Annotated in this window: 19 protein-coding genes, 1 tRNA gene and 2 rRNA genes; 8 read left to right on the plus strand and 14 right to left on the minus strand. The window is 61.8% G+C overall.

The features are described from left to right. Positions 1 to 4 precede the first annotated feature (4 nt). Positions 5 to 1,912, minus strand: a complete 1,908-nt coding sequence (locus ACB037_RS18050) for a hypothetical protein (protein WP_371175683.1) — start codon at positions 1,910 to 1,912, stop codon at positions 5 to 7. Between the two features lie 588 nt (positions 1,913 to 2,500). On the opposite strand from ACB037_RS18050, the gene ACB037_RS18055 reads away from it, so the two are divergent. The 4 genes from ACB037_RS18055 to ACB037_RS18070 all read left to right on the plus strand — a co-directional run bounded on the left by ACB037_RS18055 (position 2,501) and on the right by ACB037_RS18070 (position 7,568). Beyond that, on the plus strand, positions 2,501 to 3,499 hold the full coding sequence (locus ACB037_RS18055) for a BMP family protein (RefSeq protein ID WP_041212138.1): 999 nt from the start codon (positions 2,501 to 2,503) through the stop codon (positions 3,497 to 3,499). A 101-nt stretch (positions 3,500 to 3,600) separates the two neighbouring features. Next, positions 3,601 to 5,178: an ABC transporter ATP-binding protein gene (locus ACB037_RS18060; RefSeq protein ID WP_041212351.1), complete on the plus strand. Its 1,578-nt coding sequence runs from the start codon at positions 3,601 to 3,603 to the stop codon at positions 5,176 to 5,178. Between the two features lie 79 nt (positions 5,179 to 5,257). Continuing rightward, positions 5,258 to 6,376 (plus strand): ABC transporter permease, encoded by a 1,119-nt coding sequence (locus ACB037_RS18065; RefSeq protein WP_104455072.1) that lies wholly within the window; start codon positions 5,258 to 5,260, stop codon positions 6,374 to 6,376. Between the two features lie 226 nt (positions 6,377 to 6,602). Next, positions 6,603 to 7,568 (plus strand): ABC transporter permease, encoded by a 966-nt coding sequence (locus ACB037_RS18070; protein ID WP_010672471.1) that lies wholly within the window; start codon positions 6,603 to 6,605, stop codon positions 7,566 to 7,568. A 169-nt stretch (positions 7,569 to 7,737) separates the two neighbouring features. On the opposite strand, the gene ACB037_RS18075 is transcribed toward ACB037_RS18070, so the two are convergent. Beyond that, positions 7,738 to 8,178 carry a TM2 domain-containing protein gene (locus tag ACB037_RS18075; RefSeq protein ID WP_033131364.1) on the minus strand — a complete coding sequence of 147 codons (441 nt, stop codon included), beginning with the start codon at positions 8,176 to 8,178 and terminating at the stop codon, positions 7,738 to 7,740. 166 nt (positions 8,179 to 8,344) lie between these two features. Then, positions 8,345 to 9,250 carry a LysR substrate-binding domain-containing protein gene (locus ACB037_RS18080; RefSeq protein ID WP_039039541.1) on the minus strand — a complete coding sequence of 302 codons (906 nt, stop codon included), beginning with the start codon at positions 9,248 to 9,250 and terminating at the stop codon, positions 8,345 to 8,347. 118 nt (positions 9,251 to 9,368) lie between these two features. On the opposite strand from ACB037_RS18080, the gene ACB037_RS18085 reads away from it, so the two are divergent. From ACB037_RS18085 to ACB037_RS18095, 3 genes are all read left to right on the plus strand, one after another. Then, the gene (locus tag ACB037_RS18085) at positions 9,369 to 10,496 is read left to right on the plus strand and encodes an S-(hydroxymethyl)glutathione dehydrogenase/class III alcohol dehydrogenase (protein WP_010672469.1); all 1,128 of its coding nucleotides are present in this window, start codon (positions 9,369 to 9,371) and stop codon (positions 10,494 to 10,496) included. 48 nt (positions 10,497 to 10,544) lie between these two features. Beyond that, entirely contained in the window at positions 10,545 to 11,393 is an 849-nt protein-coding gene (gene fghA, locus ACB037_RS18090; RefSeq protein ID WP_039039543.1) for an S-formylglutathione hydrolase, read from the plus strand. A gap of 63 nt (positions 11,394 to 11,456) precedes the next feature. After that, on the plus strand, positions 11,457 to 11,963 hold the full coding sequence (locus ACB037_RS18095) for a DinB family protein (RefSeq protein WP_010672467.1): 507 nt from the start codon (positions 11,457 to 11,459) through the stop codon (positions 11,961 to 11,963). 72 nt (positions 11,964 to 12,035) lie between these two features. On the opposite strand, the gene ACB037_RS18100 is transcribed toward ACB037_RS18095, so the two are convergent. Continuing rightward, positions 12,036 to 12,758, minus strand: a complete 723-nt coding sequence (locus ACB037_RS18100) for a GIN domain-containing protein (protein ID WP_266110138.1) — start codon at positions 12,756 to 12,758, stop codon at positions 12,036 to 12,038. Positions 12,759 to 13,056: 298 nt separating this feature from the next. On the opposite strand from ACB037_RS18100, the gene ovoA reads away from it, so the two are divergent. Next, positions 13,057 to 15,204, plus strand: a complete 2,148-nt coding sequence (gene ovoA, locus ACB037_RS18105; RefSeq protein WP_371175684.1) for a 5-histidylcysteine sulfoxide synthase — start codon at positions 13,057 to 13,059, stop codon at positions 15,202 to 15,204. Positions 15,205 to 15,261: 57 nt separating this feature from the next. On the opposite strand, the gene ACB037_RS18110 is transcribed toward ovoA, so the two are convergent. The 10 genes from ACB037_RS18110 to rrf (ACB037_RS18155) form a co-directional block, all read right to left on the minus strand. Further along, the gene (locus ACB037_RS18110) at positions 15,262 to 16,233 is read right to left on the minus strand and encodes a bile acid:sodium symporter family protein (RefSeq protein WP_039039547.1); all 972 of its coding nucleotides are present in this window, start codon (positions 16,231 to 16,233) and stop codon (positions 15,262 to 15,264) included. Between the two features lie 272 nt (positions 16,234 to 16,505). Continuing rightward, positions 16,506 to 17,951 carry an amino acid permease gene (locus ACB037_RS18115; RefSeq protein WP_371175685.1) on the minus strand — a complete coding sequence of 482 codons (1,446 nt, stop codon included), beginning with the start codon at positions 17,949 to 17,951 and terminating at the stop codon, positions 16,506 to 16,508. Positions 17,952 to 18,117: 166 nt separating this feature from the next. Beyond that, positions 18,118 to 18,456: a tRNA-binding protein gene (locus ACB037_RS18120; protein ID WP_198505608.1), complete on the minus strand. Its 339-nt coding sequence runs from the start codon at positions 18,454 to 18,456 to the stop codon at positions 18,118 to 18,120. Between the two features lie 62 nt (positions 18,457 to 18,518). Next, positions 18,519 to 19,964, minus strand: a complete 1,446-nt coding sequence (locus ACB037_RS18125) for an amino acid permease (RefSeq protein WP_371175686.1) — start codon at positions 19,962 to 19,964, stop codon at positions 18,519 to 18,521. A gap of 102 nt (positions 19,965 to 20,066) precedes the next feature. After that, positions 20,067 to 20,522 (minus strand): beta-galactosidase subunit beta, encoded by a 456-nt coding sequence (locus ACB037_RS18130; RefSeq protein WP_371175687.1) that lies wholly within the window; start codon positions 20,520 to 20,522, stop codon positions 20,067 to 20,069. Beyond that, positions 20,519 to 23,593, minus strand: a complete 3,075-nt coding sequence (gene ebgA / locus ACB037_RS18135; protein ID WP_371175688.1) for a beta-galactosidase subunit alpha — start codon at positions 23,591 to 23,593, stop codon at positions 20,519 to 20,521. Before ebgA ends, ACB037_RS18130 begins: the two co-directional genes overlap by 4 nt. A 321-nt stretch (positions 23,594 to 23,914) precedes the next feature. Next, entirely contained in the window at positions 23,915 to 24,880 is a 966-nt protein-coding gene (gene ebgR / locus ACB037_RS18140) for a transcriptional regulator EbgR (protein WP_041214116.1), read from the minus strand. A 164-nt stretch (positions 24,881 to 25,044) separates the two neighbouring features. Then, positions 25,045 to 25,159, minus strand: a 5S ribosomal RNA gene (gene rrf / locus ACB037_RS18145). A gap of 22 nt (positions 25,160 to 25,181) precedes the next feature. Continuing rightward, positions 25,182 to 25,257 (minus strand) — tRNA-Thr (locus ACB037_RS18150). 47 nt (positions 25,258 to 25,304) lie between these two features. Beyond that, positions 25,305 to 25,407, minus strand: a 5S ribosomal RNA gene (gene rrf / locus ACB037_RS18155); the annotation flags it as partial.

The following is a 25,407-nucleotide window of genomic DNA, read 5'->3' on the forward strand; positions in this document are numbered from 1 at the left end:
TGGTTTACAGCTGATCGGCACAGCTGACCTTGTTGTCATCCAGGTCGGTACAGGAGACGAATACCTTGTCAAAGGTCGACCCGGCCACCGGCGTCATCTGGGTTGACCATTCATAACCCACCCCCTTGGCATAGATGGCGGTGTGGCTCTCCTGATCTTCCTGCATCCAGCCGATGTACTTCAGTGCGCCGCGATCGCTCTGGGCAAGTGCCTTGAACTCGTCGCTCGTGATGAGACACATGGGCTCTCCCATGGCCTTGGACAGCTCGGCATCCCGCGCCCCCACGGCGCCATCACAGCCGCCGGTCACCTTGATGGTCATGTCACTGCGATCCAGCATCTCATCGAAGAACGGCAGCACATTGATGTTGTACTTCACCCCCACCTCTTGAGGCTGCCAGCCCATGCCGGTATTGACGTATCGGGTCTCGACGCTTTCCCACTGGATAGTGGGCACAGTGCCTGCAAAGTGGTTCGCCAGCTCCTTGAGAGTCGCGGCATTGGCCTCGATCTCATCCTGGGTCAACGATTCGTCCAGCTTGCTCTGATCGATGGTCAGAGCGAGGCTCACCGCATCCTTCAACTGCGACTTGGCCTTGGCCAACCGTGCCTTGGCATCGTCGGTCAAACGGAAGAAATCGGCGTGCGCCACCAGCGCATCCGGCTCGATTTCCTGCTGACTGAACTGGGTCTCGAAGGTGCTGCTGCTCTCTTCATAGGTGGTGGTCGGCTGCATGCCCCAGGTGTCCTTGATGTGCATACGCGGCAAGGTCACTTCTTCCTGCTGGGTGACATAGGCGCTGTCCGGACCGTACTGGTAGGAGGCGGCGATGTTGAGGGCCGATGCCATCGCCATCGCAGACGCCCGCAGTGCCTTGGCACCGTCGAGGTTGAGGGTGACGGTATCGTCATCGCCATAGGTGGCGCTGTAATCCGGATCCTGGATATCGGCCAGGGCAGCCGCGACGTTTTCCAGGCTGTCGGCATAGGCGCCCATCAGCTTGGCCACGTCACGGGTATATCCCTTGCCACCTTTGAGCGCCACGGAGGCGGTGCCGGGGGTATGGATGATGACATCCATCACCTTGGCCAGGCTGGTGCTGTAACCACTGCCAATGGCGGACGAGGTGAAGGCCAGGCGTTCAGCCACCACGGGGTTGTTGGTCACCTCCAGCATGGTCAGCATGGCCAGCACGATCTGGCGATCGGCCTTGCCGCTCTCACCGGTCTCGGCCTGCAGGGTCTCCTTGTACTCCTTGAACTTGCTCTCGACGTCCAGGTTTTTCAGATCGGTCAGTCCCTGCAGATCGCTCAGCACCTTGTCGACCGCCACGGAGCGGCCATTGACGCCAGCCAGGGTGGCGGAGAGGTGGGCTTTCGCCGCAGCCAGAGAGACGACGGCTTTGGTGAGGCCCGCTGTTTTCAGCGCCTCAACCAGGGAGGTGTTGAAGGCGTCATCGCTACCCAGTTCGACGATCCCCAGTTGCGCGACCTGCGCCTTGTCGAGGGTGATGCCGTTCTCCGGATTGCTGTCGCTGTCGAGCGTCTGCAGCAATGCCGCAATGCGGATCGCTTTCTCCTTGTCGTCACCCGCCAGGGTGTAAGGGGTCACCAGCGAGTTGCCCGCCTTGAGGGTCACCGCCCCCAGGCGCTGGTTGCCCAATGCGAATTCGCAGGTGTCGCCATCATCAAACAGGAATTCACCCTTGGCATTGGTGACACCGGTGTAATCGTTGCACCGATAGTCGAGGCCACCTACGACGGAATCCAGGAAGACGGCAGTGTGAAGAGGCTTGCTGCCGGTGTCGGTGCCACCGCCATTGTTGCCACCATTGCTGCCGCCACCGTTATCGTCACCACCGCCCCCGCAAGCGGTCAACATGACACCGGACAACACACAAGCCACTGCCATACTCAGCACGTTTTTTTTCATTTTTATCACCCGAACAAATGTCAAAAATACGGCCCCATCCCGGGGGCCAAGTTAATCCGGGTATAACCTAGCGTACCCATATGACAAACACCAATGCATTTCCATATGAGTGTGCTTGCCATCACGCAGGCCCCGAGCGAGCAGGAAAAACGGCCACAGACGACGGCCCTGGGAGGGGAAATAGCCACCCATCGTGGGCTGTCACACCCGGGGCGGACCTCCTGGCGATCAGCCAGCCCGCCCGCCAGCGTGGCGTCGATGAGGCCGCAGGGCTGGTGCCGATGGAAGCCAGTTTTTTCATCAGGGGAGGAAAACGGTTGCGCCTAACGTCATGAATCCAAACACAAATGTCGATCGAGCCCTATTAATCCCGGAATTTAATTCTGCAAAAACACCATAAAACAAACACTTATAAGGCAATTTGCTTATATTTCAAACCGTTAACGCAAACGTTTTTCCTCTATGATCCCCTTGACCAACGGGCTGGCTCACTTACAGTTAGCCAGCGTGCTTTATGACCTGCCAAGACAGGTTGTGGACCCTCACATAACAATCAAGGATACGATCGTGACTAAAGTGCTCAAGCTGGCCACCGTGGCCGCCCTCACCCTCGCTGCCCTGTCCGCCCAGGCAGCCTCCGAGCCCGCCGTCATCTATGACACCGCAGGCAAATTCGACAAGTCCTTCAACGAAGCCGTGTTCCGCAACGGCGTCGAAGTCTACAACAAGGACAAAGGCGTCAAGGTCAAGGAGTTCGAACCCCAGAACGAAGCCCAGCGCGAGCAGGGCCTGCGTCGTCTGGCCAGCCGTGGCAACGGCCCCATCGTCGCCGTCGGCTTCAACATGGGTTCCGCGGTAGAGAAAGTAGCCACCGAGTTCCCGAACACCCAGTTCACCATCATCGACATGGTGGTCGACAAGCCGAACGTCCAGTCCCTCATCTTCAAGGAGCATGAAGGTTCCTTCCTGGTGGGTGCCCTGGCGGCCATCGCCTCCAAGACCGGCAAGGTCGGCTTCGTGGGCGGCATGGACATCCCGCTGATCCGCAAGTTCCAGTGCGGCTATGAGCAGGGCGCCAAGTACATCAATCCGAAGATCGACGTCTATCAGAACATGACCGGCTCCACCCCGGCAGCCTTTGCTGACCCCGCCAAGGGTGCAGAACTGGCCAAGTCCCAGTTCGCCAAGGGCGCCGACGTGGTCTATGCCGCCGCCGGTGGCACCGGTATCGGTGTCTATCAGGCTGCCAAGGACGAAGGCAAGCTGGCCATCGGTGTGGATTCCAACCAGAACCACCTGCAACCGGGCACCATGCTGACCTCCATGGTCAAGTCCGTGGGTCTGGCCGCGTACAAGAGCTGGGATGACGCCGCCAAGGGCAGCTGGAAGCCGGGCATCCAGTCCCTGGGTCTGGCCGAAGGCGGGGTTGACTGGGCGCTGGACGAGAACAACGCCAAGCTGATCACCCCGGAAATGAAAGCCAAGGTCGAGAGCATCAAGGCCGACATCATCGCCGGCAAGATCAAGGTGCACGACTACATGAGCGACAACTCCTGTAAGTACTGATCCTGCAAATACCGAGTCACTGCTACGACTCTCAACCAGTGATGACCGGCCCGCACGGGCCGGTTTTTAGTCTCTACTTCATGACCCGCAAGGACTGCATCATGGACCAGACAGATCGCTATGCCATCGAATTAAGGGGTATCGATAAGCGGTTCGGCGACGTGTACGCCAACAAGCAGATCGACCTTCAGGTTCGTAAAGGCAGCATTCACGGCATCGTCGGCGAAAATGGCGCCGGCAAGTCGACCCTGATGAGCATCATTTACGGTTTCTACCACGCCGACAAAGGCGAGATGCTGATCGACGGGAATCCGTTCAAACCCCATGGCTCCCAAGATGCGATTGCCGCCGGGGTGGGCATGGTGCACCAGCACTTCATGCTGGTGAACAACTTTACCGTATTGGAAAACGTCATCCTGGGGGCCGAGAACGGCTGGCGCCTGGGCAAGAGCCTGGCGGCCGCCGAGAAGCTGCTGGGCGAGCTGGCACGGGACTATGGTCTCGAGGTGCCGCTGCACGAGAAGGTCGAGGATCTGCCGGTGGGCCTGCAACAGCGGGTCGAGATCCTCAAGGCGCTCTATCGCGGTGCCCGCATCCTGATCCTCGACGAGCCCACCGGGGTGCTGACCCCGCAAGAGGCGGATCACCTGTTCGAGGTGCTGAAAAAGCTGCGGGATCAGGGGGCGACCGTCATCCTCATCACCCACAAGCTGCGGGAGATCCTGGCCATCACGGATCAGGTCTCCATCATGCGCCGGGGGGAGATGGTGGCCCATGTCGCCACCAAAGACACCGACAAGGAGCAGCTCGCCGAGCTGATGGTGGGCCGCAAGGTGCGCCTCAAGGTCGACAAGGGCACCGCCCAGCCGGGCGAGGCCAAGCTCAAGGTCGAGGGCCTCTCTTACGTCGATGACGCCGGGGTGGAACGGGTCAAATCCGTCAGCTTCGAAGTGCGGGCGGGGGAAGTGGTCGGCATCGCCGGGGTCTCCGGCAACGGCCAGTCCGAGCTGCTCAGCATGCTCGGCGGCATCCTCAAGCCCAGCAAGGGCGGCTTCACCATCGCCGGGGCGCAGCGCCACGAGGTGAGCCAGAGCCACCCGGCCGACCCGGAGCAGGTGCGCAACTTCGGCCTCGGCCACATCCCGGAAGACAGGCACAAGATGGGGCTCATCAACCGCTTCGAGGCGAAAGAGGCCTTCATCCTCGGTTATCACCGCCGTGCCCAGTACAACAAGGGCTGGCTGCAGGACAAGGAGGCGATCCGCCAGGATTGCCAGGCCAAGATGGACAAGTGGGACGTGCGCCCGCCGAGCCCGGAGCACAAGACCGCCAACTTCTCCGGCGGCAACCAGCAGAAGCTGGTGATCGCCCGGGAAGTGGAGCAGGACCCGGATGTGCTGCTGGTCGGCCAGCCGACCCGGGGCGTCGACATCGGCGCCATCGAGTACATCCACCAGCAGATCATCGCTATGCGCGACAAGGGCAAGGCGGTGCTGCTGGTGTCGGTGGAGCTGGACGAGATCATGAGCCTCTCCGACCGCATCCTGGTCATCGCCGATGGCCGCATCGTCGGCGAGCTGGACGGCGCCAGGGCGGATGAACGCACCATCGGCCTGATGATGGCGAACATAGTTCCTGACGACGTGGCGGCAAGCCAATCACAAGGAGCCACATCATGAAGGTCACAACCACTTGTAACGGATTCGGCCTGATGATGGTCAACACACCAGTCCCCGACGATATCAAGGAGGCCCATTCATGAGCCAAGCACGTGTTCCTGCCTGGATATCCGTGGGCGTGCTGCCCGCAGTCAATATCCTGCTGGCCTTCCTGGTGTCGGCCATCCTGTTCTATTACCTCGACATCAGCCCCATCGAGGCAGCCGAAATCATGTGGTACGGCGCCTTCGGCACCGGCGAGGGGATAGGCTTCACCCTCTATTACGCCACCGGTTTCATCTTCACCGGTCTGGCGGTGGCGGTGGCCTTCCACGCCGGCCTGTTCAACATCGGCGGTGAGGGGCAGGCCTATATCGGCGGCCTCGGGGTCGGTCTGGTCTGTCTGCTGCTCGGGGACGTGCTGCCGTTCGCCCTCTTGCTGCCGCTCGCCATCATCGCCGGCGGCCTGTTCGGCGCGGCCTGGGCCTTCATCCCGGCCTGGCTGCAAGCCAAGCGGGGCAGCCATATCGTCATCACCACCATCATGTTCAACTTCATCGCCGCCTCCCTGATGGCCTACCTGCTGGTAGACGTCTTCAAGCCGCCAGGATCCATGGCCACCGAGAGCAAGGTGTTCGCCGTGGCGAGCTGGCTGCCGAAGATGAGCGAGCTGGCGGCCGGTTTCGGCATCGCCATGCCCAACAGCCCCCTCAACATCAGCTTCTTCTGGGCGCTGATCTGTGCGGCCCTGGTGTGGGTCTTCATCTGGCATACCCGCTGGGGCTACGAGATCCGCTCCGTGGGCGCAAGCCAGAGTGCCTCCGCCTATGCGGGCATCTCCTACCCCAAGGTGGTGATCCTGGCCATGGTGATCTCCGGCATGTTGGCGGGCTTCTTCGCCCTCAACGTGCTGCAGGGTGAGCTGCACCAGATCAAGCTCAACTTCGTGGAAGGCTTCGGCTTCACCGGCATCGCGGTGGCCCTGATGGGCCGCAACCACCCGGTCGGCGTCATCATCGCCAGCCTGCTGTTCGGCTTCCTCTACCAGGGCGGCGCCGAGCTCAGCTTCGAGTTCGGGGTGGACCGCAACATCGTCGTGGTGCTGCAGGGTCTGGTGATCCTGTTCTGCGGCGCCCTGGAGCACATGCTGCGCCCGCGCATCGAGCAGGCCTATCTGGCCTTTGCCAACCGCCCGGTCGCCCAAGTGAAAGGAGCCTGATCATGTTCGAAATGCTGATCCTGATGCTGGATGCCACCATCCGCACCGCACCGCCACTGATCCTGGCGGCCATGGATGACGGGGATGTTTTGCGAGCCGAAGGGAGTCCAAGCCATGTTTGAAATGCTGATCCTGATGCTGGACGCGACCATTCGTACCGCGCCTCCGCTCATCCTGGCGGCCATGAATGACGGGGATGTTTTGCGAGCCGAAGGGAGTCCAAGCCATGTTTGAAATGCTGATCCTGATGCTGGACGCGACCATTCGTACCGCGCCTCCGCTCATCCTGGCGGCCATGGCCGGGATGTTTTGTGAACGCTCCGGGGTGGTCAACATCGCCCTGGAGGGCAAGCTGCTGGCCTCCGCCTTCGCCAGTGCGGCGGCGGCCGCCGTCACCGGTTCCGCCTGGATTGGGCTGGGGGTCGGGGTGGGGATCTCCATCCTGTTCGCCCTGCTGCACGGCTTCGCCACCATCACCCACCGGGGTGATCAGGTGGTGAGCGGCATGGCCATCAACATCCTGGCGGCCGGTCTCACCGTGACCCTGGGGCGCTACTGGTTCGATCAGGGCGGCCAGACCCCGGCGCTCTCCGGTGCGGCGCGCTTCGCCCCCATCGACCTGCCCTATGCCAAGGAGCTCTATGACGTACCCGTCATCGGCCAGCTCTACAGCGAGCTCTTGAGCGGTCACTCCCTGCTGGAGTACGTGGCCTTCGCCGCCGTGCCCCTGGCCTGGTGGGTGCTGTTCCGCACCCGCTTCGGCCTGCGGCTGCGGGCGGTGGGCGAAGCCCCGGCGGCGGTGGATACCGCCGGTATCTCCGTGGTGCGGATGCGCTATACCGCCCTCATCATCGGCGGCCTGCTGGCCGGCATTGGCGGCACCTACCTGGCAGTGGCCCAAACCGCCCAGTTCATCCCCAACATGAGCGCGGGCAAGGGCTTCATGGCGCTGGCGGCCCTGGTGTTCGGCAAGTGGCGCCCCTGGAACGCCATGGCGGCCTGTCTGCTGTTCGGCTTCCTCGACGCGGTCGCCATCCGGCTGCAAGGGGTCAGCATCGGCGATTTCCCGATCCCGGTGCAGGCCATCGAGGCGCTGCCCTACATCCTGACGGTCTTCCTGCTGGCCGGTTTCATCGGCAAGGCGGTGGCCCCCAAGGCCCTCGGCACCCCCTATGTCAAGGAGCGGGAATAGCCCCGCCCTTCATGCCATGCAAAAGGCCCGCACATGCGGGCCTTTTCTTTGAGATATCCAGGATGTTCTTGGCTGAATAGAAAAATAACCCGGCCTTGTCAAAGAACGGGTTATTCCTTCATCAGCACAACATATCAATAAACCTGTAATTAGCCGGGTAATTTATCGGCTAGAACCATACTTTCTTATTGATAATATAGGTCTGCTCAAATTCTTCATCTGACTTGGAGATATAAACAACAAATTCGATGAAGGCAATGATCCCGATAACAACCGACGGCAAACCAAGCAGAATGAAACCAAGCAGAAATATCAGCAGCATGATCACACCTTGTTTGGTGTAACCCAAGTAGAACTTGTGAGCACCGAAAGCGCCCAGGAAAAATGCAAACAGCGCAGCTGCGACCTTCTTGGAAGAACCAGCATTAGAGGCTATGGCATAGATGGCTTTTGCATGCTCGCCTTCAATAGAAAAATCAACTTTCAAGCCACTCTTCGGGAGCTGATTCCCTTTCCATTCAATAATGTCAAACTGATATCTATTACTATCATCCCCAGAAATCAAACCAGTACGAGCTGATTCATTAAAATCAATAACCGTGCCTTTCATTATTATCTGTCCTTTAGCAATAAGAGGATAAAGACCCGGTATGAGCAGGTCTATTGCGTTTGACAGGCTACAACAACAAAGGCTCATTTGAAACAAAAATTCATTTATGAATACTTGTATTCTACCAACCCATTCCAGCCTCTTTCTTATACCTGTATCGCCCCCATCAACCGATGGGCCGAACCAGGGCGGGTTGGTGGGGATCGCTGAGGCGCTCGGCCAGATAGTCCACCAGCAGCCGCACCTTGGGGGAGAGGTGGCGGTTGTGGGGATAGAGGGCCCAGATCCCCTCCTCGGGGGCCCGCAGCTCCGGCAGCAGCTCGATGAGCTCCCCCCGGGCGAGGTGGTCGCTCACGTAGTAGTCCGGCAACTGGATGATGCCGATCCCCTTGATGGCCGCATCCAGCAGGGCGTGGCCGCTGTTGCACTGCAGCAGACCGCGTACCCGCACGCTGTGGGGTTTACCGTTCAGGGTGAAGTGCCACTCGTCCCCGTTGCCCACCAGGCAGGTGTGACGGGCCAGCTCCGAGAGACTGTTGGGCATGCCGTGGCGGGCAGTGTAGGCGGGGGAGGCGCACACATAGGGTACCCGCTGCGCCAGCTTGCGGGCCACCAGGGTCGAATCCTTGAGGTGGCCGAGGCGGATCGCCAGATCGAACCCCTCGTGCACCAGATCCAGCAACTGGTTGGTGAGGTTGAGGGTCACCTCCAGCTGGGGGAAGCGCACCATGAAGTCGTTCACCAGGGGGGCGATGCGGCTCTCGCCGTAGGAGACCGGGGCCGTGATGCGCAAGGAGCCCTGGGGCACAGCCTGATGGCGCCCCACCGCCAGCTCCGCCTCGTAGAGGTTGTCCAGCAACTGGCGGCAGTGGCGAAAATAGATCTCCCCGAGTTCGGTGAGTCGCACCTGGCGGGTGGTGCGCAGCAGCAGCTTGGCCTGCAGCCTGTCTTCGAGCTGTGCCACCTGGCGGCTCACCTGGGCCACCGACACCCCGAGCTTGCGCGCGGCCGGGGTAAAGCCCCCCTGCTCCGCCACGCTGACAAATTCACAGACCCCTTCCCAGCCGAACATTATTACCTGTATGTAAAAGTGATTTGATACTTAGCGTTATTATCACCAAATCGGCGGGAAACTACACTGGATCTCCGAACTCATTTCCGTTCATCCAACCACTACGAGGACGTCATTCATGGCACAGGTTCAGAGCATCAAGTGTAAAGCCGCCATCGCCTGGGGACCGGGTCAGCCCCTCTCCATCGAAGAGGTCGAGGTCATGCCGCCCCAGGCCGGCGAGGTGCGGGTGCGGATCGTCGCGACCGGCGTCTGCCACACCGATGCCTTCACCCTCTCCGGTGAAGATCCGGAAGGGGTCTTCCCCTGCATCCTGGGCCATGAAGGGGGCGGTATCGTCGAGTCCGTCGGCGAGGGCGTCACCAGCGTCAAGGTCGGCGATCACGTGATCCCGCTCTACACCCCCGAGTGCGGCGAGTGCAAGTTCTGCAAATCCGGCAAGACCAACCTGTGCCAGAAGATCCGCGCCACCCAGGGCAAGGGGCTGATGCCGGACGGCACCACCCGCTTCTCCAAGGACGGCCAGCCCATCTACCACTACATGGGCACCTCTACCTTCAGCGAATACACGGTACTGCCCGAGATCTCCATCGCCAAGGTGGATCCGGCCGCCCCGCTGGAAGAGGTCTGCCTGCTCGGCTGCGGCGTCACCACCGGCATCGGCGCCGTGATGAACACCGCCAAGGTGAAAGAGGGTGAGAGCGTCGCCATCTTCGGGCTGGGGGGCATCGGCCTCTCCGCCATCATAGGCGCGCGCCTGGCCAAGGCCGGCCGCATCATCGCCATCGACATCAACGAGAGCAAGTTCGAGCTGGCCCGCAAGCTGGGTGCCACCGACTGCATCAACCCGAACACGTTCGACAAGCCCATCCAGGAGGTGATCGTCGAGATGACCGACGGCGGCGTCGACTTCTCCTTCGAGTGCATCGGCAACGTCAAGGTGATGCGCGCGGCGCTGGAGTGCTGCCACAAGGGCTGGGGCGAGTCGGTCATCATCGGCGTGGCCGGCGCGGGCCAGGAGATCAGCACCCGTCCGTTCCAGCTGGTCACCGGTCGGGTCTGGCGCGGCAGCGCCTTCGGCGGCGTGCGCGGTCGCAGCGAGCTGCCGAGCTATGTGCAGCGCTACATGCAGGGTGAGTTCAAGCTGGACGACTTCATCACCCACACCATGCCCCTCGAGCAGATCAACGAGGCGTTCGATCTGATGCACGAAGGCAAGAGCATCCGCACCGTCATCCACTACTGATCCCATGAGCGCCCCGCCCATCGCATGGGCGGGGCAAGGAGTCCTTACATGAATCTGGACATCATCAGCAGCAACAAGAGCTTCGGCGGCTGGCACAAGCAGTATCGCCACCGCTCCAATGTGCTGGGGTGCGAGATGCGCTTCGCCATCTACCTGCCGCCCCAGGCCCTCACCGGCCAGAAAGTCCCGGTGCTCTACTGGCTCTCCGGTCTCACCTGCACCGACGAGAACTTCATGCAAAAAGCAGGGGCCCAGCGCATCGCCGCCGAGCTCGGCATCGCTCTGGTAGCGCCGGACACCAGCCCCCGCGGTGAAGGGGTGGCGGACGATCCCGGCTATGACCTCGGCATGGGGGCAGGTTTCTACGTCAACGCCACCCAGACCCCCTGGCGGGATCACTACCAGATGTACGATTACGTCACCCGGGAGCTGCCCGAGCTCATCGAGACCCACTTCCCGGTCTCGACGAAGCGCGCCATCAGCGGCCACTCCATGGGGGGCCACGGCGCCCTCATCGCCGCCCTGCGCGAGCCGGGTCGCTACCGCTCGGTGTCGGCCTTCAGCCCCATCAGCCACCCGAGCCGCTGCCCCTGGGGCCAGAAGGCCCTCGGCGCCTACCTCGGCAACAACCCCCTGCTGTGGCAGGAGTGGGATGCCTGCCAGCTGCTGCGCCACCACGACAGCCCGCCCCTGCCGACCCTGGTGGACGTGGGGCTGGACGACCCCTTCCTGGCGGAGCAGCTCGGCATCGACACCCTGGCCGAAGTGGCCGCCACCCGGGCGTGGCCCCTGACGCTCAACCGCCATGCCGGCTACGACCACAGCTATTACTTCGTGGCGAGCTTCATCGAGGCACACCTGCGCTTTCACGCCAACCACCTGGGCGAACCGGCCTGAGGCTGATCCGCTCGTGGCCGCCCCGTCAGCGGGCGGCCATTCACCCGGAAACAGGAGACAAGGATGCCTCTCTTCACCACATTGCTGGCCATGCCGGACCAGTTCGAGCGGCTGCTGGCACAGGTCCCCACCGACCGTCTGGACTGGGAACCCGCCAACTGGGCCGGGATCCCCTCCGAGCGTTTCAGTGCCAGGGGGCACCTCTGCCACCTGCTGGACATCGAAGTGCTGGGCTATCAGGTGCGGTTTCGTCGCACCCTGGCGGAAAGCCTGCCGGAACTCGCCTCCCTCGATGGTTATCAGCTGGCGCTGGACCATGATTACCCCCGACAGGATACCGCCACGCAGCTCGACCGCTTTCGCACCGCCCGCCTGCAGACCGTCGAATGGCTGAAGACGGTGCCGTCCGACGCCTGGCAGCGCCGCGCCCGCTATGGCGGCTATGGGGAGGTGACCCTGGACGGTCTGGTGCGCCTGCTCGTCAGCCATGACCACCAGCACCTCGCCGGTATGCAGTGGCTGCTGATGCGCCTGAACGCCGATCTGGGCCTCGCACTCCCCCTCGAGTGAGGCACCGCCCCACAGTGTCACATCCTGCAAAAAAGGCCCCAAGGGGCCTTTTTCATTGTTGCGGTGATGGGATCAGCTCCCCAACCGGCTCACCTGGCCCGAGCCCGCGATCTCGCTGGTCAGCGCTGGGCTGCCCCAGTAGTTGACCGCACCGGCACCGGCGATCTCTATCTTGAGCCGCGACCGGGCCCGCACCTCGACCTCGCCACTGCCGGCGATGCTCACCTCGACCTCCTCGCTGGCGAGCCCGGCCCCCTTGACGCCACCGGCGCCGGCGATGTTCAGCGCCATCACCCGGGCGGAGCCCTGCCCCAGATCCAGGTTGCCCAGCCCGGCGATGTTGCCCTCCAGCCGATCCAGCGTCAGCCCGCTGGCGACGATGTCCCCCGTGCCCGCCAGGGAGAGCACCAGATCATCCCCCTTGAAGTCGCGCAAGGCGCCGTTGCCAACCCCCGCCAGTGCCAACTCGTGCAGCGTCGGCAGGGTGATGGTGATCTCCAGCGGCTGGGTGGGGTCGAGCCGGTAGCCATCCTTGACCTCGATCTCCAGCTTCTCCCCCTTCTCGGTGAGCACCAGATAGGGCAGCAGATTGGCCTCCCCCTTGACCCTGAGGGTGTGGCTCTCTCCCGCCACCAGGTACAGGTTGGCGGGCACGCCCGCCAGCACCCGGGTCACCTCCCGCCCCAGGGGATGCTGCTGCTCCACCACGGCCCCCTCCCCGCGCACCTTGACGTCATCCTGCCAGCTGCATCCGGTCAGTCCCAGGGCCAGCACCACGCCCAGCATCCATTTCATCCCGCTACTCCTCGTATCCTCTTTGCCGCACGGCGCGGCAGGTGAGTGGCAATCAGCAAACCCTGTGCCATATGGCTAACATCATGATTTATCTATCCATTTCAATATTTCGAGGCTCGAAGGGTCCATAACAAAGAGTCATTCAGACCACAATCTGGTCAATCTGACCACACCCGAAGGGGGGTGTTGACCCATTATTTTGGTTGCCGCCCCGGTTCGTTGAGCCAATAGTGATACCTGGTGCGTATAGAGCACTCCATCGCTGCTTCACCCGCCAGAATCAACAAGGAGTCAGAGCGTGACCCAAGCCAGCCACTCATTCGTCCATCCGGGCCTGCCTGCCCCCACCCGCACCCCGCTGCTGACCGGCGACGATCCCGACCACAAGCGCCGCGAGCTGCTCGCCTACTTCTGCCAGACCTTCGATCTCTACGACTCGCTGTTCGACTGCCTGGCCGACGAGCGGGCCTGGTTCAACAAGGCGATCCCCCTGCGCCACCCGCTCATCTTCTACTACGGCCATACCGCCGCCTTCTTCGTCAATAAGCTGCTGGCGGCCCGTCTCATCGAGGGCCGCATCGACCCCCGCATCGAGGCCCTGGTCGCCATCGGGGTGGACGAGATGAGCTGGGACGATCTGGACGAGACCCACTACGACTGGCCCACGGTGGCCGAGCTGCGTGACTACCGCGGCCGGGTGCGCGCCCTGGTGTGTGATTTCATCGAGCGGATGCCGATCGAGCTGCCCATCCATTGGCAGAGCCCGGCCTGGGTCATATTGATGGGGATAGAGCACGAGCGCATCCACCTCGAGACCTCCAGCGTGCTGATCCGCCAGCTGCCCCTGGCCTGGGTGCGCAGCCAGCCCCAGTGGCCGGTCTGCCCCGAGGCGCGCCACGATCTCGCCGCCGTCCCCGTCAACACCCTGCTGCCGGTGGCCGGCGGCCAGGTGCGACTCGGCAAGCAGGATGCCACCTACGGCTGGGACAACGAATATGGCGAGCGCCACATCGAGCTGGCCCCCTTCCAGGCCAGCCGTATGCTGGTGAGCAACGCCGAGTACCTGGCCTTCGTGCAGGCGGGCGGATATGAAGCGCCCGCCTGGTGGGACGACGAGGGCCGGGGCTGGCGCCAGTATGCCAACGCCCGCATGCCCACCTTCTGGGTCGGCGATCCCAATGAACCCGAGCAGTTGCAACTGCGGCTGATGACCGAGCAGGTCCCCATGCCTTGGGACTGGCCGGTGGAGGTGAACCAGCTGGAGGCCGCCGCCTTCTGCCGCTGGAAGGCGGATCAGACCGGCCTGCCCGTCCAGCTACCGAGCGAGGGGGAGTGGATGCTGCTGCGGGAGCAACTGGCCGGCGATCAGCCGGACTGGATGGAGGCCCCCGGCAACATCAACCTGGGCCGCTTCGCCTCCTCCTGCCCGGTGGATGCCTGCCCCCAGGGCAGCTTCTTCGATCTGGTGGGCAACGTCTGGCAGTGGACCAGCACCGCCATCGACGGCTTCGAGGGGTTCAAGGTGCACCCCCTCTACGACGACTTCTCCACCCCCACCTTCGACGGCAAGCACACCCTCATCAAGGGCGGAAGCTGGATCAGCACCGGCAACGAGGCACTCAAGTCCTCCCGCTACGCCTTCCGTCGCCACTTCTTCCAGCACGCGGGCTTCCGCTACCTGGTCTCACGCCATCAGGAGCCCGTCATCGTGACCCCTTATGAAACCGACACCCTGGTCGCTCAGTACCTCGACTTCCAGTACGGTCCGAGCCACTTCGGGGTCGCCAACTACGCCGAGGCTCTGGCCGGTCTTGCCAGCGAGCTCTGCGGCCGCCATGAGCGGGCGCTCGACATCGGCTGCGCCACCGGTCGCGCCAGCTTCGAACTGGCTCGCCGCTTCGCCCACGTGGATGGGGTGGACTACTCGGCCCGCTTCATCGACGTGGCCCTGACCCTGGCAAGACAGGACAGCTTCCGCTATGCGGTGCCGGTGGAAGGGGATCTGGTGGAATATTGCGAGGCGCGCCTCTCCCGCCACGAGCTCGGTCGCCAGCAGAGCGAGCGGGTCCACTTCAGCCAGGGGGATGCCTGCAACCTCAAGCCCAAGTACGGCGACTACGACCTGGTGCTCGCCTCCAACCTGATCGACCGGCTGCGGGAGCCCGCCCGCTTCCTGCGGGACATTGCTCCGCGCCTTCGCAGCGGCGGCCTGCTGGTGCTCACCAGCCCCTACACCTGGCTGACCGACTACACCCCCAAGGCCAACTGGCTCGGCGGCATCCGGGAAAACGGCGAGGCCCTCGGCACCTATCAGGCGCTGCAACGGCTGCTGGCGGAGGAGTTCGAGGAGCACATGCCCCCGAGGGACGTCCCCTTCGTCATCCGCGAGACCGCCCGCAAGTACCAGCACACGGTGGCCCAGCTCACCGTCTGGCGCAAACGCTGACGACGCGGCAAACGAAAGAGGGAGGCCCATGGCCTCCCTCTTCTTTATCCGGACCGCTTACCCCTCCTGTACCTGGGGCACCGCCTCCTGCTCGCGGTAGCGGCGGGCCAGCACGGCGCACACCATCAGCTGGATCTGGTGGAAGATCATCAGGGGCAGCACCATGACCCCGACGCTGGCGGCGGGGAACATGACGTTGGCCATCGGCACCCCGTTGGCCAGGCTCTTCTTGGAGCCGCAGAAGACGATGGTGATCTCGTCCGCCCTGTTGAAACCGAGGCGACGGCTGATCCAGACGTTCCACCCCAGCACCAGCGCCAGCAGCACGCAGCTCAGCAGCACGATACTGGCCAAATCATACCAGCCGACCTGGTGCCAGATCCCCTGCACCACCGCCTCGCTGAAGGCCACATAGACCACCAGCAGGATGGAGCTCTGGTCCAGCTTGCCGATGAGTGGCCGGTGGCTGTCAACCCAGCGACCGATGAGGGGGCGTGACAGGTGGCCCACCACGAAGGGCAGCATCAGCTGCACCATGATGGCCTGAATGGAGTGCCAGGTATCGACCCCCTCCCCCTGCACATTGATCATCAGCCCTACCAACACCGGCGAGAGGAAGATGCCGAGGATGCTGGAGGCCGAGGCGCTGCACACCGCCGCCGACACATTGCCCCCCGCCATGGAGGTGAAGGCGATGGCCGACTGCACGGTGGCGGGCAGGGCGCACAGATACAAGAAGCCGAGATAGATGGCCGGGCTCAGCCACTGGGGCACCAGGGGCGTGAGCAGCAGCCCCAGCAGCGGGAAGAGCAGGAAGGTGCTGGCCATCACCACCAGGTGCAACCGCCAGTGGCCCAGGCCCGCCAGCAGGTTCTGGCGCGACAGCTTGGCACCATGCATGAAGAACAAGAGCGCCACCGCCAGCTTGGTCAGCAGACCGAACCAGACGGCCACCTGCCCCTCGCAGGGGAAGAAGGAGGCCAGGGCCACCACGGCAATCAGCACAGAGGTAAAAGGATCCAGACGCACGGGGAGTCTCCAGAGAAAGCGCGTCCCGCACGGGAGGGGACGACAGGGCACGGGGAAGGCGTCATCAGGCGGCGACCCCGGATACGAAGGGACAAGCTTACCCCGAACACCCTGTGGTGCAAAGTTGAGCGGCAGCTTCATTTGTTTCATTTTGTTAAACGATAACGCACATTCTCACAGCAAAACTAAACGGGTTTGCCCCTCCGGCCCCGGATCCGGCCAATAAAAAACGGGCGACCCTGGTCGCCCGTCTCCTGTTTGCCACATGCCGGTCAGCGCTGGCTGGCCAGGGTGCCGCTGCCCGCTTTCTTCTCGTTGCCACCTGACTTGCGGGCCTGCCGCTTCTCGAAGCGGGAGATCCACCAGTAGGCCAGCGCCGAGAAGACCGCGGTCATGAAGACGTTGATGAAGAAGGCGCGCACCAGATCCACCCCGGCCGGGAAGGCGGAGGCGCTCATGCTCACCACGAAGATGGCGATCAGCACCGACACCACCCCCATCCCGAAGGTGCGCGATCCCATGCGAAACTCGCGGGGGGTGTCGTCATGTTTCCAGCGGAACACGAAGTAGGCCACCATGATGAAGATCGGCGGCAACATGGCGGTGCCGGCGGTGAGGTTGATGGCGGTGTTCATCATCTGCTGCACCGACTCGGAACCGAAGCCGTTGACCACCAGCATCACGAACACGAAGACAAACTGCCACCAGGCGGCGCGCACCGGCACGCCGTGCTCGTTGAGCTGGGTGGTCTTCTCGCCGTAAACCCCCTGGGGGATCTCGGTGAAGTGGATCTTCACCGGCGCCGAGGTCCACATCATCATGGAGCCGAACATGGCGATGAACAGCACCACGCCGACGAAGCGGCCCACCATCGCCTCGGAAAGCCCGAAATACTGCGCCATGCCGGTGAAGATCTCCACCATGCCGCCAGCATAGGTGAGGCTCTCGCGCGGTACGAACACGTTCACCAAGAGGGAACCGACCGCATACATGGCGCCGATGACGATGCCGGCACTGATGATCACCTTGATGAAGGACTTCTGGCCCCCCCTCACGTCATTGAGGTAGGCCGCCGCCGTCTCGGCACCGCCCGCCGCCTGGAAGATCCAGCACATGATGCCGAGCGTCGCCCAGTTGACGGTAGGGGTCATCGCCTCCAGCGTGATGGGCTGGGCCGGCACATGATCGCCACTCAGGGCCATGAGGGCGCCCAGCACATAGATGGCGAACAGGGCAAATACCCCGTAGGCCACGATCTCCGCAATCTTGCCGAGCCAGCTTGCCCCCTTGGTCGAGATGTGGGTCGCCGCCGCAAACAGCACGATGGAGATGATCGAGGTGACCATGGGCGAGAAGCTGTACTCATAGCCCAGCATGGCGTAGGAGGCGTAGGCGATGACGTTGGGCAGCAGGGAGACAAACCAGAACAGGTTCACGAACCAGTAGAGAAACGAACCCAGATAGGCCATCCGGGTGCCGAGCGGCTTTTTCAGCCAGTCGTACATCCCCGACTCGGAGTTTTTGTTGGCCGAAACGAACTCGGCGATGATGAAGACGAACGGAATGAAGTAGACGAGGGTCGCCAGCAGGAAGATGGGGGCGGAGCTGAGCCCCAGCTCGATGTTGTTGTTGACGATGTTGCGCACATTGAACACGGCGGCAAAGGTCATCGACAACAGGGCAAACTTGCCTATGGTGCCGCGTACGGATTCAGACATGGTGTCCTCCAGTGGACTCGCGCTCCCTGCGGGTAACGCTGTGACTCTGTGATGTGTTCGGCAAGGGTCTGTCGGCCCCGCGCTTTACTCTCTTGTTATGATCGGACCGCGTGGGCGGCCTCGCTGGTGAACCGGTGCCGTCTCCCGCACCGGCTCGCAATACCATTCAGACGATCGGGGTGCCCGGCGCCATCGGCACCCGCGGTTGCAACAGCACGCTCTGGCTCTCGTCCGCGGTCTCGGCGCACAGCAACATGCACTCGGATCGCTCGCCGCGCATCCTGGTGGGCTTGAGGTTGGTCAGTACCACCACCTCGCTGCCCATCAGCTCCTCTTCGCTGTAGTAGGGCACCAGACTGGTGACGGTCTGCAGCGGCCGCTCGCCACCCACGTCGATCTGGACGATGTAGAGTTTGTCGGCACCGGGGTGGCGCACCACCTCCAGCACCTTGCCCACCTTCATCTCGACCCGTTTGAATTCGGCAAACTCGATCGTCTCGCTCATGCGCTTTTCCTTTTCTGGTTCAACGGTTTGCGGGTGGCCAACGGCCACCCGGTTTGATGGGGTCATGACGGCTGGATGACGACCTGCGCCGCTGGCTCGGCCTCTTTCGCGCGCGCCTCGGCGCTGAGGGAGGCCTCGTATCGGTTGTATTTCCACCAGGCGAAGCCGAGGAAAATCACGATCCCGCCGACGTTGTAGAAGACGATGGTCATGATGTCGGCGCCGGTCGGGAAGGTGGAGGCGAGGAAGCCCACCGAGAAGAGGACGATCAGCACCGAGACCACGGCGATGCCGGTGGTGCGCGAGCCCATCTTGAAATCCCGCGGCAGGTGGTCGAGCTTCAGGCGCAGATTGAGGTAGGCCAGCATGATGAACAGCGGCGGCAGCATGGAAGCGGCAGCGGTCATGTTGATGACGGTGTTCATCAGATCCTGAGCGGTGTTGGAGCCCAGAGTCGGGATCACCATCAGCGGCAGCACGATAAGGTACTGGATCCAGGCTGCGCGGGCGGGCACGCCGTTCTCGTTCAGCTCGACCGTCTTCTTGCCGAAGATGCCGGCCGGGATTTCGGAGAAGAAGATCTTCACCGGGGTCGCCGTCCACATCAGCAGGGAGCCGAACATGGCGGTGAAGGAGACCAGACCGACGAAGCGGTTCATCAGGATCTCCGGCAAACCGAAGTAGGCCGCCAGCCCCTCGAACACCTGCACCGAGCCGCCGGTATATTTCAGGGTGTCGCTGTGAACGAACACGTTGATCAACAGCGATGCGATGGAGTAGAGCACCCCGATAAAGATCCCGGCGATGATGATCACCTTCACGAAGGACTTGGAGCCGCCTTTTACGTCATTGACGTAGACCGCCACCGACTCGGCGCCACCAGCCGCCATAAAGATCCAGGTGGTGATGCCGAGGAAGGCCCAGCTGAAATCGGGGACCATGGCCTCTACCGTGATGGGGTCGGCTGGCTGTACGCCGCCCACCAGCGCCGCACCCGCCAGCAGAATGTAGGAGAGGGTCAGCAGCAGCATCAGGGACGAGGTCACCGAGGTGATGGGGCCGAGCATCTTGGCGCCGTTGGTGGAGACGTAGGTGGCAAAGGCGAACAGCACCATGCTCAATGCCGTGGTCGCCACCGGGGTGAGAATGTACTCGTAGCCGAGGAAGGCATAGGAGGCGTAGGCGATAACCCGCGGCAACAAGGAGGTGAAGAAGAAGAGGTTCACGAACCAGTAGGTGCAGGCGGAGATGAAGGCCCAGCGACCGCCGAGGGAGCTCTTCACCCAGGCATAGACGCCCGCTTCGGAGTTCTTGTTCAGTGACACGAACTCCGCAATGATCAGGCAAAACGGAATGAAGTAAAAAATGGTGGCCAGAAAGAACATCGGGGCCGAGGCCAGACCGATCTCGATGTTGTTGTTGATGACGTTGTTGAAGCTGAATACCGCCGCGAAGGTGAGCGACAGCAGACCAAACTTGCCTATCGTATTGCGTTTGGAATCAGACATGGTGCATCTCCAGACCTGTAGTTATCTAGCGAAAGAGCGGGGCATGGGTTGTAGGGTGAGCCCCGCCCTTCCGGCTTTTATCAGTGCAGAACCGGCGGATTGTTATTTGTTCTTGAAGTAGCCGCCTTCGACGGTGACCTTGATGATCACCTTGCGCACCGGCCCGTCGCCGACAAACCTGTAAGCCTCGTCGTTCTCGAAGATCACCACCTGCCCGTTGCCCACCTGCTGGCGCTCACGCACCTCACCGGCCAGCCACTCGCGGTCTGTGGTGTCGTCATAAGCCTGCTCGACCGCCAGCTCCGATTTGGGGGCCCACTCCACCGTCTCTTCCCCTTCCAGGTAGTAGTGAACGTCGAAGTAGCGGCGCTGCCCCTCGAACAGGGAGGTGGCCGAGCTGGCCCCCTCCTGCAAGCGGTAGGTGAGGGAGTCACCGATGGAGTGGCAGATGCCGGGTTTGAGGTTTGGCAGGTTGTTGATGGCCTCCACGCAGCGGCCCCACTTCTTGCCCTCCCGGTAGATGTTTTTGAACAGGGTCAGGTTGTCCAGGGTGATCATGCGAGGTTCCTCCCGCCGTTGATGGTGAGATCGAGCCCGGCCAGCACAGCCGGATTGAGGTTGCCACGGGCGATGGGCAGCAGGGTCAGGCCGAAGCTGAACGGCTCGAAGCGCACCCGCCAGGAGTCCAGCACCTCGGAGCCCCAGGAGTTGGAGCCGAGCCCCAGTACCTTGTGATCCAGATTGAGGGTGAGATAACCGCTCGGTTCCAGCTCGTTGATGTGCTGCGCCGCGTGGATATGCTCCCAGCTGTAGGGCCAGACGCTCAGGTTGATGGGGGCATCGGGTCGCACGTAGAGACCGGCGCCGTGGCGGTTGGTCAGGGTCGCCCAGCGCACCTGCTGGCGGTTGCCGTTGTCCTGCGGGAAGGGGTAGTGCTCCCACATCTCGCTGACTGTGCTCTGGAAGCTGTCGATCCAGTTGCTCTGGCGGCTGTCCTGATAGTTCTCCCCCGGGCCCATGCCGTAGTAGTGCACCCGGTCGAGATCCTGACGAATGCCCAGCTCGAAGCCGATCTTGGGAATGATGTCGTCATAACCGCCGTAGGGCTGGCCGGAGAGTGCCACGTGCAGCTGACCGTTCGGGCTCAGGGTGTAGACGTAGCGGCAGCGCATACCGAAGTCGAACACCGGCGGCGCGATCAGGCTCTCCACCGTCACCTCGACCGCCTCACCCAGCTGGCGCCAGCTTAAGGTGCGGAAGTGCTCCTGCATGATCTGCAGGTGGTTCGGGTGCCACAGGCTCTCGTACTCCTGCTTGTGGTTGTCGATCATCGGCTTGAAGAAGGTGAGGCGCGGCGAACGCTCGATAAGCTCATTGCCATCCTGCTGCCAGCTCACCAGCTTGCCGTCGAGGCGCGAGAAGCGCAGGGCAAAGCCGCTGCCACTCAAGGTCAGGTCAAGGCGCTCATCGGCAATCTTCAGCGCAGTAGCGTTGGGATTGGCAAAGGGTCGCAGCTGGCGAGTCGACTCTTTCAGCCGGAACTGGTACTGGCCCAGCTCGTGCTCCGCCGCGCTGTAGCGGGTGGCGGTGGCCTTGATGACCCGCAGCTGGACGAAGGTTTCCCGCCCATCGAGGGATGGCAGTTCGAGTTGCAGCTCAGTGGTGGCACCGGGATCAATCCCTTCCAACCGGATTTGCTGGCTGGCCAGCAGTTCGCCCTCGGCCTTCACCTCGACCAGCAGGCGGATATCGTCGAGAGTGGAGAACCAGTAGCGGTTTTCCACTTCCAGCTTGCCGCTGGACAGATCTACTGCCCGCACCTTGACCGGGCAGATCACCTGCTTGTATTCACGCAGGCCCGGCCCAGGGGTTTGATCCGGATAGATGAGCCCATCCATGCAGAAGTTGTAGTTGTTGGGGTAGTCGCCATAGTCGCCACCGTACTTGTAAACGGGGCGGCCCTGCTCGTCCTGATCCAGAATGCCGTGATCGCACCACTCCCAGATGTAGTGGCCCTGAATGTGAGGATGGCGGTCGAACACCTGCTGGTACTCACTAAGGCCACCCGGTCCGTTGCCCATGGCGTGGGCGTATTCGCAGAGGATACGAGGCTTGGCCATCGGGAACTCGCCGAAGCAGTTCATCTGGGAGACGCGCGAGTACATGGTGCTCACCACATCCACCACCTCGGCATCGCGATCCTCTTCGTAGTGCACCAGCCGGGTCGGGTCGATCCCCTTGCAGCGCTGGTACATAGCTCTGATGTTGCAGCCGTAGCCGGACTCGTTGCCGAGCGACCAGATGATGATGGAGGGGTGGTTCTTCTGGGCGTGCACGTGGCGCTCGATGCGATCCACGAACACCGGCTCCCAGAAGGGGTCGTCGGTGATGCGGCTGAGATCGCCGACGTTGGCAAAACCGTGGGTCTCCACGTCGGTCTCCGCCATCACGAACAGGCCGTACTGGTCGCACAGCTCATAGAAGCGCGGGTCGTTCGGGTAGTGGGCGGTGCGCACCGAGTTGAGGTTGTGCTGCTTCATCAGCACGATATCGCGTTCAACACGATCCATGCCGACCGCGCGGCTCTTGAGGTGGTCGTTGTCGTGGCGGTTCACCCCGTGCAGCTTGAGGTAGTGGCCGTTGACGTAGAAGAGGCCATCCTTGACCTTGATTTCACGCACCCCGACCCGCTGCGGGATCACTTCCAGCAGCTCGCCCTGACCGTTGTAGAGGGAGAGTTGCAGCTGGTAGAGGTAAGGATCTTCGGCACTCCAGAGATGGGGGTGGGCCAGATCCAGCGTGAAGCGGCAATCACACTTGCCGTCGATGGCGAGATGGTCGAGCGAGCCGCTGGCGATCTCGTTGCCCTGATCCAGCAGCGACCAGACCAGACGGTGATCACAGGCAGCCGCCCCCAGATTTTCCAGCTGGATATCGCAGCTCAGGGTGGCGCTTTGATTGTCATCGGCCAGCGCGGTGCGGATGAAGAAGTCCTGCACATGGGCGGCCGGTTTGCCCACCAGATAGACGTCGCGGAAGATCCCCGCCATCCACCACATATCCTGATCTTCGATATAGGTGGAGTCAGCCCATTGCATCACCCGCACTGACAGCAGGTTCTCGCCAATGTTGGCGTAGGCACTGATATCGAACTCGGCGGTGAGACGGCTCCCCTTGCTGAAACCGACGTAGTGGCCGTTCACATAGACCTCGAAGTAGGTCTCCACCCCGTCAAACTTGATGATCACCTGCTCGCCGTCCCAGGCCGGGCTCAGCGTGAAGCTGCGCTGATAGGCGCCGGTGGGGTTGTTGGTCGGAACAAAAGGCACATCGATGGGGAAGGGAAAACCTTCGTCGGTGTACTGGAGCTGACCATGTCCCTCCATCTGCCACATGTTGGGCACGGTGATCTGGCCCCACTCGCTCATGAGGCTGTGATAGAAGGCCTCCGGCACCTGCAGGGGGTGGTCGAAGTAGTGGAACTGCCATTGGCCGCTCAGCCCCAGAAAACGGCGGCTCAGCTCGCGCTGCATGGTGGCCGCCAGCGCGTGGTCGGCATAAGAGAAGAAGTAGGCACGCGGAGCCAGCCTGTTTTCACCAACGAATTGGACGTTTTCCCAGTTATTCACATGTCCTCCCGGAACAAGGCAACGTTAACTGGGTAAACTCTAGATAAACATTTACTAAATATCAGTTCTAAATAGGTAAAGTTTTAACCTGATCACAATGAACAGATGGTTTTGTGAGCGAGATCAGAAGCGGGAGATAAAGGAGAGCAAGATATGAATGAGTGGCATGGATGTTGATAGCAGTAGGCTGAACTGTAATGAAATTAATTATAAAACAATATGATATGAGTTTACTGGAAGAGATGGGAAAGAGATTTGCTTGGGAGATGTGTTGCGCCACCGCAAGATGGCGCGACTAAAAACATAGATGTTTTACTAAAATTAGCGGGTAGTGCCACGCAGGGTCAACTTGCTCGGCACCAACACTCGGAGTGGGATATCCCGCTCGTCCCGCAGCCGTTCGACCAGCAGGTTGACCCCCTGGGAGCCCATCAACTCGGAGTGGATCCGCACCGTGGAGAGCGGCGGGAAGGTGAACTTGGCGGTCGGGATATCGTTGACGCTGATAAGCTCGATCTGCTGGGGAATCGCCAGTCCCTTCTCGTGGATGGCACGCAGCACGCCGATGGCGATGGAGTCGGAGGCGACAAACAGTGCCCTGGGCCAGTCGCCAGCCAGCATCTCCTTCGCCAGCTTGTAGCCGGAAGCGCTGGAGAAGTCTCCGCGATAGAGGTCGCTCTCCTGCACCACGCCAAGCCGCTGGCCATAATCGCGAAAGGCGAGTTCCCGCAGATCCGGGCCATCATCCTGGCCACCGATATAGCCGATGCGCTGATGGCCCTCGGCGATGAAGAAGTCCACTACCTGCTGGCTGATGAGTGCCAGATCCACATCAATCGAGTCAAAATCCCCCTGAGAGCGGCAATCCACGAACACCAGCTGGGCAGACAGGCCGCGCAGCACGGCCAGCCGTTCTTCCGGCAGATGGCCGATGACCAGGATGCCATCGACGGCAGAGAGCTCACGCCCCTCGGCACCGTTGTAGCAGTGGGCCAGCTCGATGTTGAGGCGGGTACACTGGGTCTCGATACCGTAGCGGATGGCCAGATAGTAGGGATCGTTGACCTCGGTGCTCTGGGGATAGGCGTAGACAGCCAGGAGCTGCAGCTTGCTCTTGTGCACTCCTTTGCGGGCGCTGCTGGTCTTGTACTCCAGCCGCTCGGCAATCTCGAAGATCTTCTGCCTGGTCTCGTCCTTGACGCTCAGGCTGGGATCCTCGTTCAGCACACGGGATACGGTAGCAAGCGATACCCCCGCCTCCTGTGCAATTTCCTTCAACGTAGCCATCAATACCTCGCAGGCAGCATCACGTGTTCATCGGGCAACGGCTAAAGAGTAACGAGCAATCCCTTGATAGCCCAGCATTTTTACTGAAATAGAAGCAGGGAATTGCGGCGGGAGGACAGAAATGCAAAAAGGCCTCCCGTATGGGAGGCCTCTTCTGAATAGGTGCCTGACAGTGTCCTACTCTCGCATGGCGAATGCCACACTACCATCGGCGCTACCGCGTTTCACTTCTGAGTTCGGCATGGGATCAGGTGGTTCCACGGCGCTATTGCCGTCAGGCAAAAGCTGTACTGCTTGAAAATGGTGCTGATACCCAGAATCGAACTGGGGACCTCATCCTTACCAAGGATGCGCTCTACCGACTGAGCCATATCAGCACACTAACCGGTAAAGACCACGCTCAATGCGTAATCTAAAATTGGGTGCCTGGCAGTGTCCTACTCTCGCATGGCGAATGCCACACTACCATCGGCGCTACAGCGTTTCACTTCTGAGTTCGGCATGGGGTCAGGTGGTTCCACTGCGCT

The sequence above is a fragment of the Aeromonas sp. S19(2024) genome, assembly GCF_041402625.1.
Taxonomy (GTDB): domain Bacteria; phylum Pseudomonadota; class Gammaproteobacteria; order Enterobacterales; family Aeromonadaceae; genus Aeromonas; species Aeromonas caviae.

Bases quoted from the DNA above. Each gene is read 5' to 3' on its own strand.
- ACB037_RS18120 (WP_198505608.1), bottom strand. From the start codon at position 18,456: ATGAGCGAGACGATCGAGTTTGCCGAATTCAAACGGGTCGAGATGAAG.
- ACB037_RS18075 (WP_033131364.1), bottom strand. From the start codon at position 8,178: ATGAAAGGCACGGTTATTGATTTTAATGAATCAGCTCGTACTGGTTTG.
- ACB037_RS18065 (WP_104455072.1), top strand. From the start codon at position 5,258: ATGAGCCAAGCACGTGTTCCTGCCTGGATATCCGTGGGCGTGCTGCCC.
- ACB037_RS18050 (WP_371175683.1), bottom strand. From the start codon at position 1,912: ATGGCAGTGGCTTGTGTGTTGTCCGGTGTCATGTTGACCGCTTGCGGG.
- ACB037_RS18130 (WP_371175687.1), bottom strand. From the start codon at position 20,522: ATGATCACCCTGGACAACCTGACCCTGTTCAAAAACATCTACCGGGAG.
- ACB037_RS18085 (WP_010672469.1), top strand. From the start codon at position 9,369: ATGGCACAGGTTCAGAGCATCAAGTGTAAAGCCGCCATCGCCTGGGGA.
- ACB037_RS18060 (WP_041212351.1), top strand. From the start codon at position 3,601: ATGGACCAGACAGATCGCTATGCCATCGAATTAAGGGGTATCGATAAG.
- ACB037_RS18095 (WP_010672467.1), top strand. From the start codon at position 11,457: ATGCCTCTCTTCACCACATTGCTGGCCATGCCGGACCAGTTCGAGCGG.
- ebgR (WP_041214116.1), bottom strand. From the start codon at position 24,880: ATGGCTACGTTGAAGGAAATTGCACAGGAGGCGGGGGTATCGCTTGCT.
- fghA (WP_039039543.1), top strand. From the start codon at position 10,545: ATGAATCTGGACATCATCAGCAGCAACAAGAGCTTCGGCGGCTGGCAC.
- ACB037_RS18125 (WP_371175686.1), bottom strand. From the start codon at position 19,964: ATGTCTGATTCCAAACGCAATACGATAGGCAAGTTTGGTCTGCTGTCG.
- ACB037_RS18100 (WP_266110138.1), bottom strand. From the start codon at position 12,758: ATGAAATGGATGCTGGGCGTGGTGCTGGCCCTGGGACTGACCGGATGC.
- ACB037_RS18115 (WP_371175685.1), bottom strand. From the start codon at position 17,951: ATGTCTGAATCCGTACGCGGCACCATAGGCAAGTTTGCCCTGTTGTCG.
- ACB037_RS18080 (WP_039039541.1), bottom strand. From the start codon at position 9,250: ATGTTCGGCTGGGAAGGGGTCTGTGAATTTGTCAGCGTGGCGGAGCAG.
- ACB037_RS18070 (WP_010672471.1), top strand. From the start codon at position 6,603: ATGTTTGAAATGCTGATCCTGATGCTGGACGCGACCATTCGTACCGCG.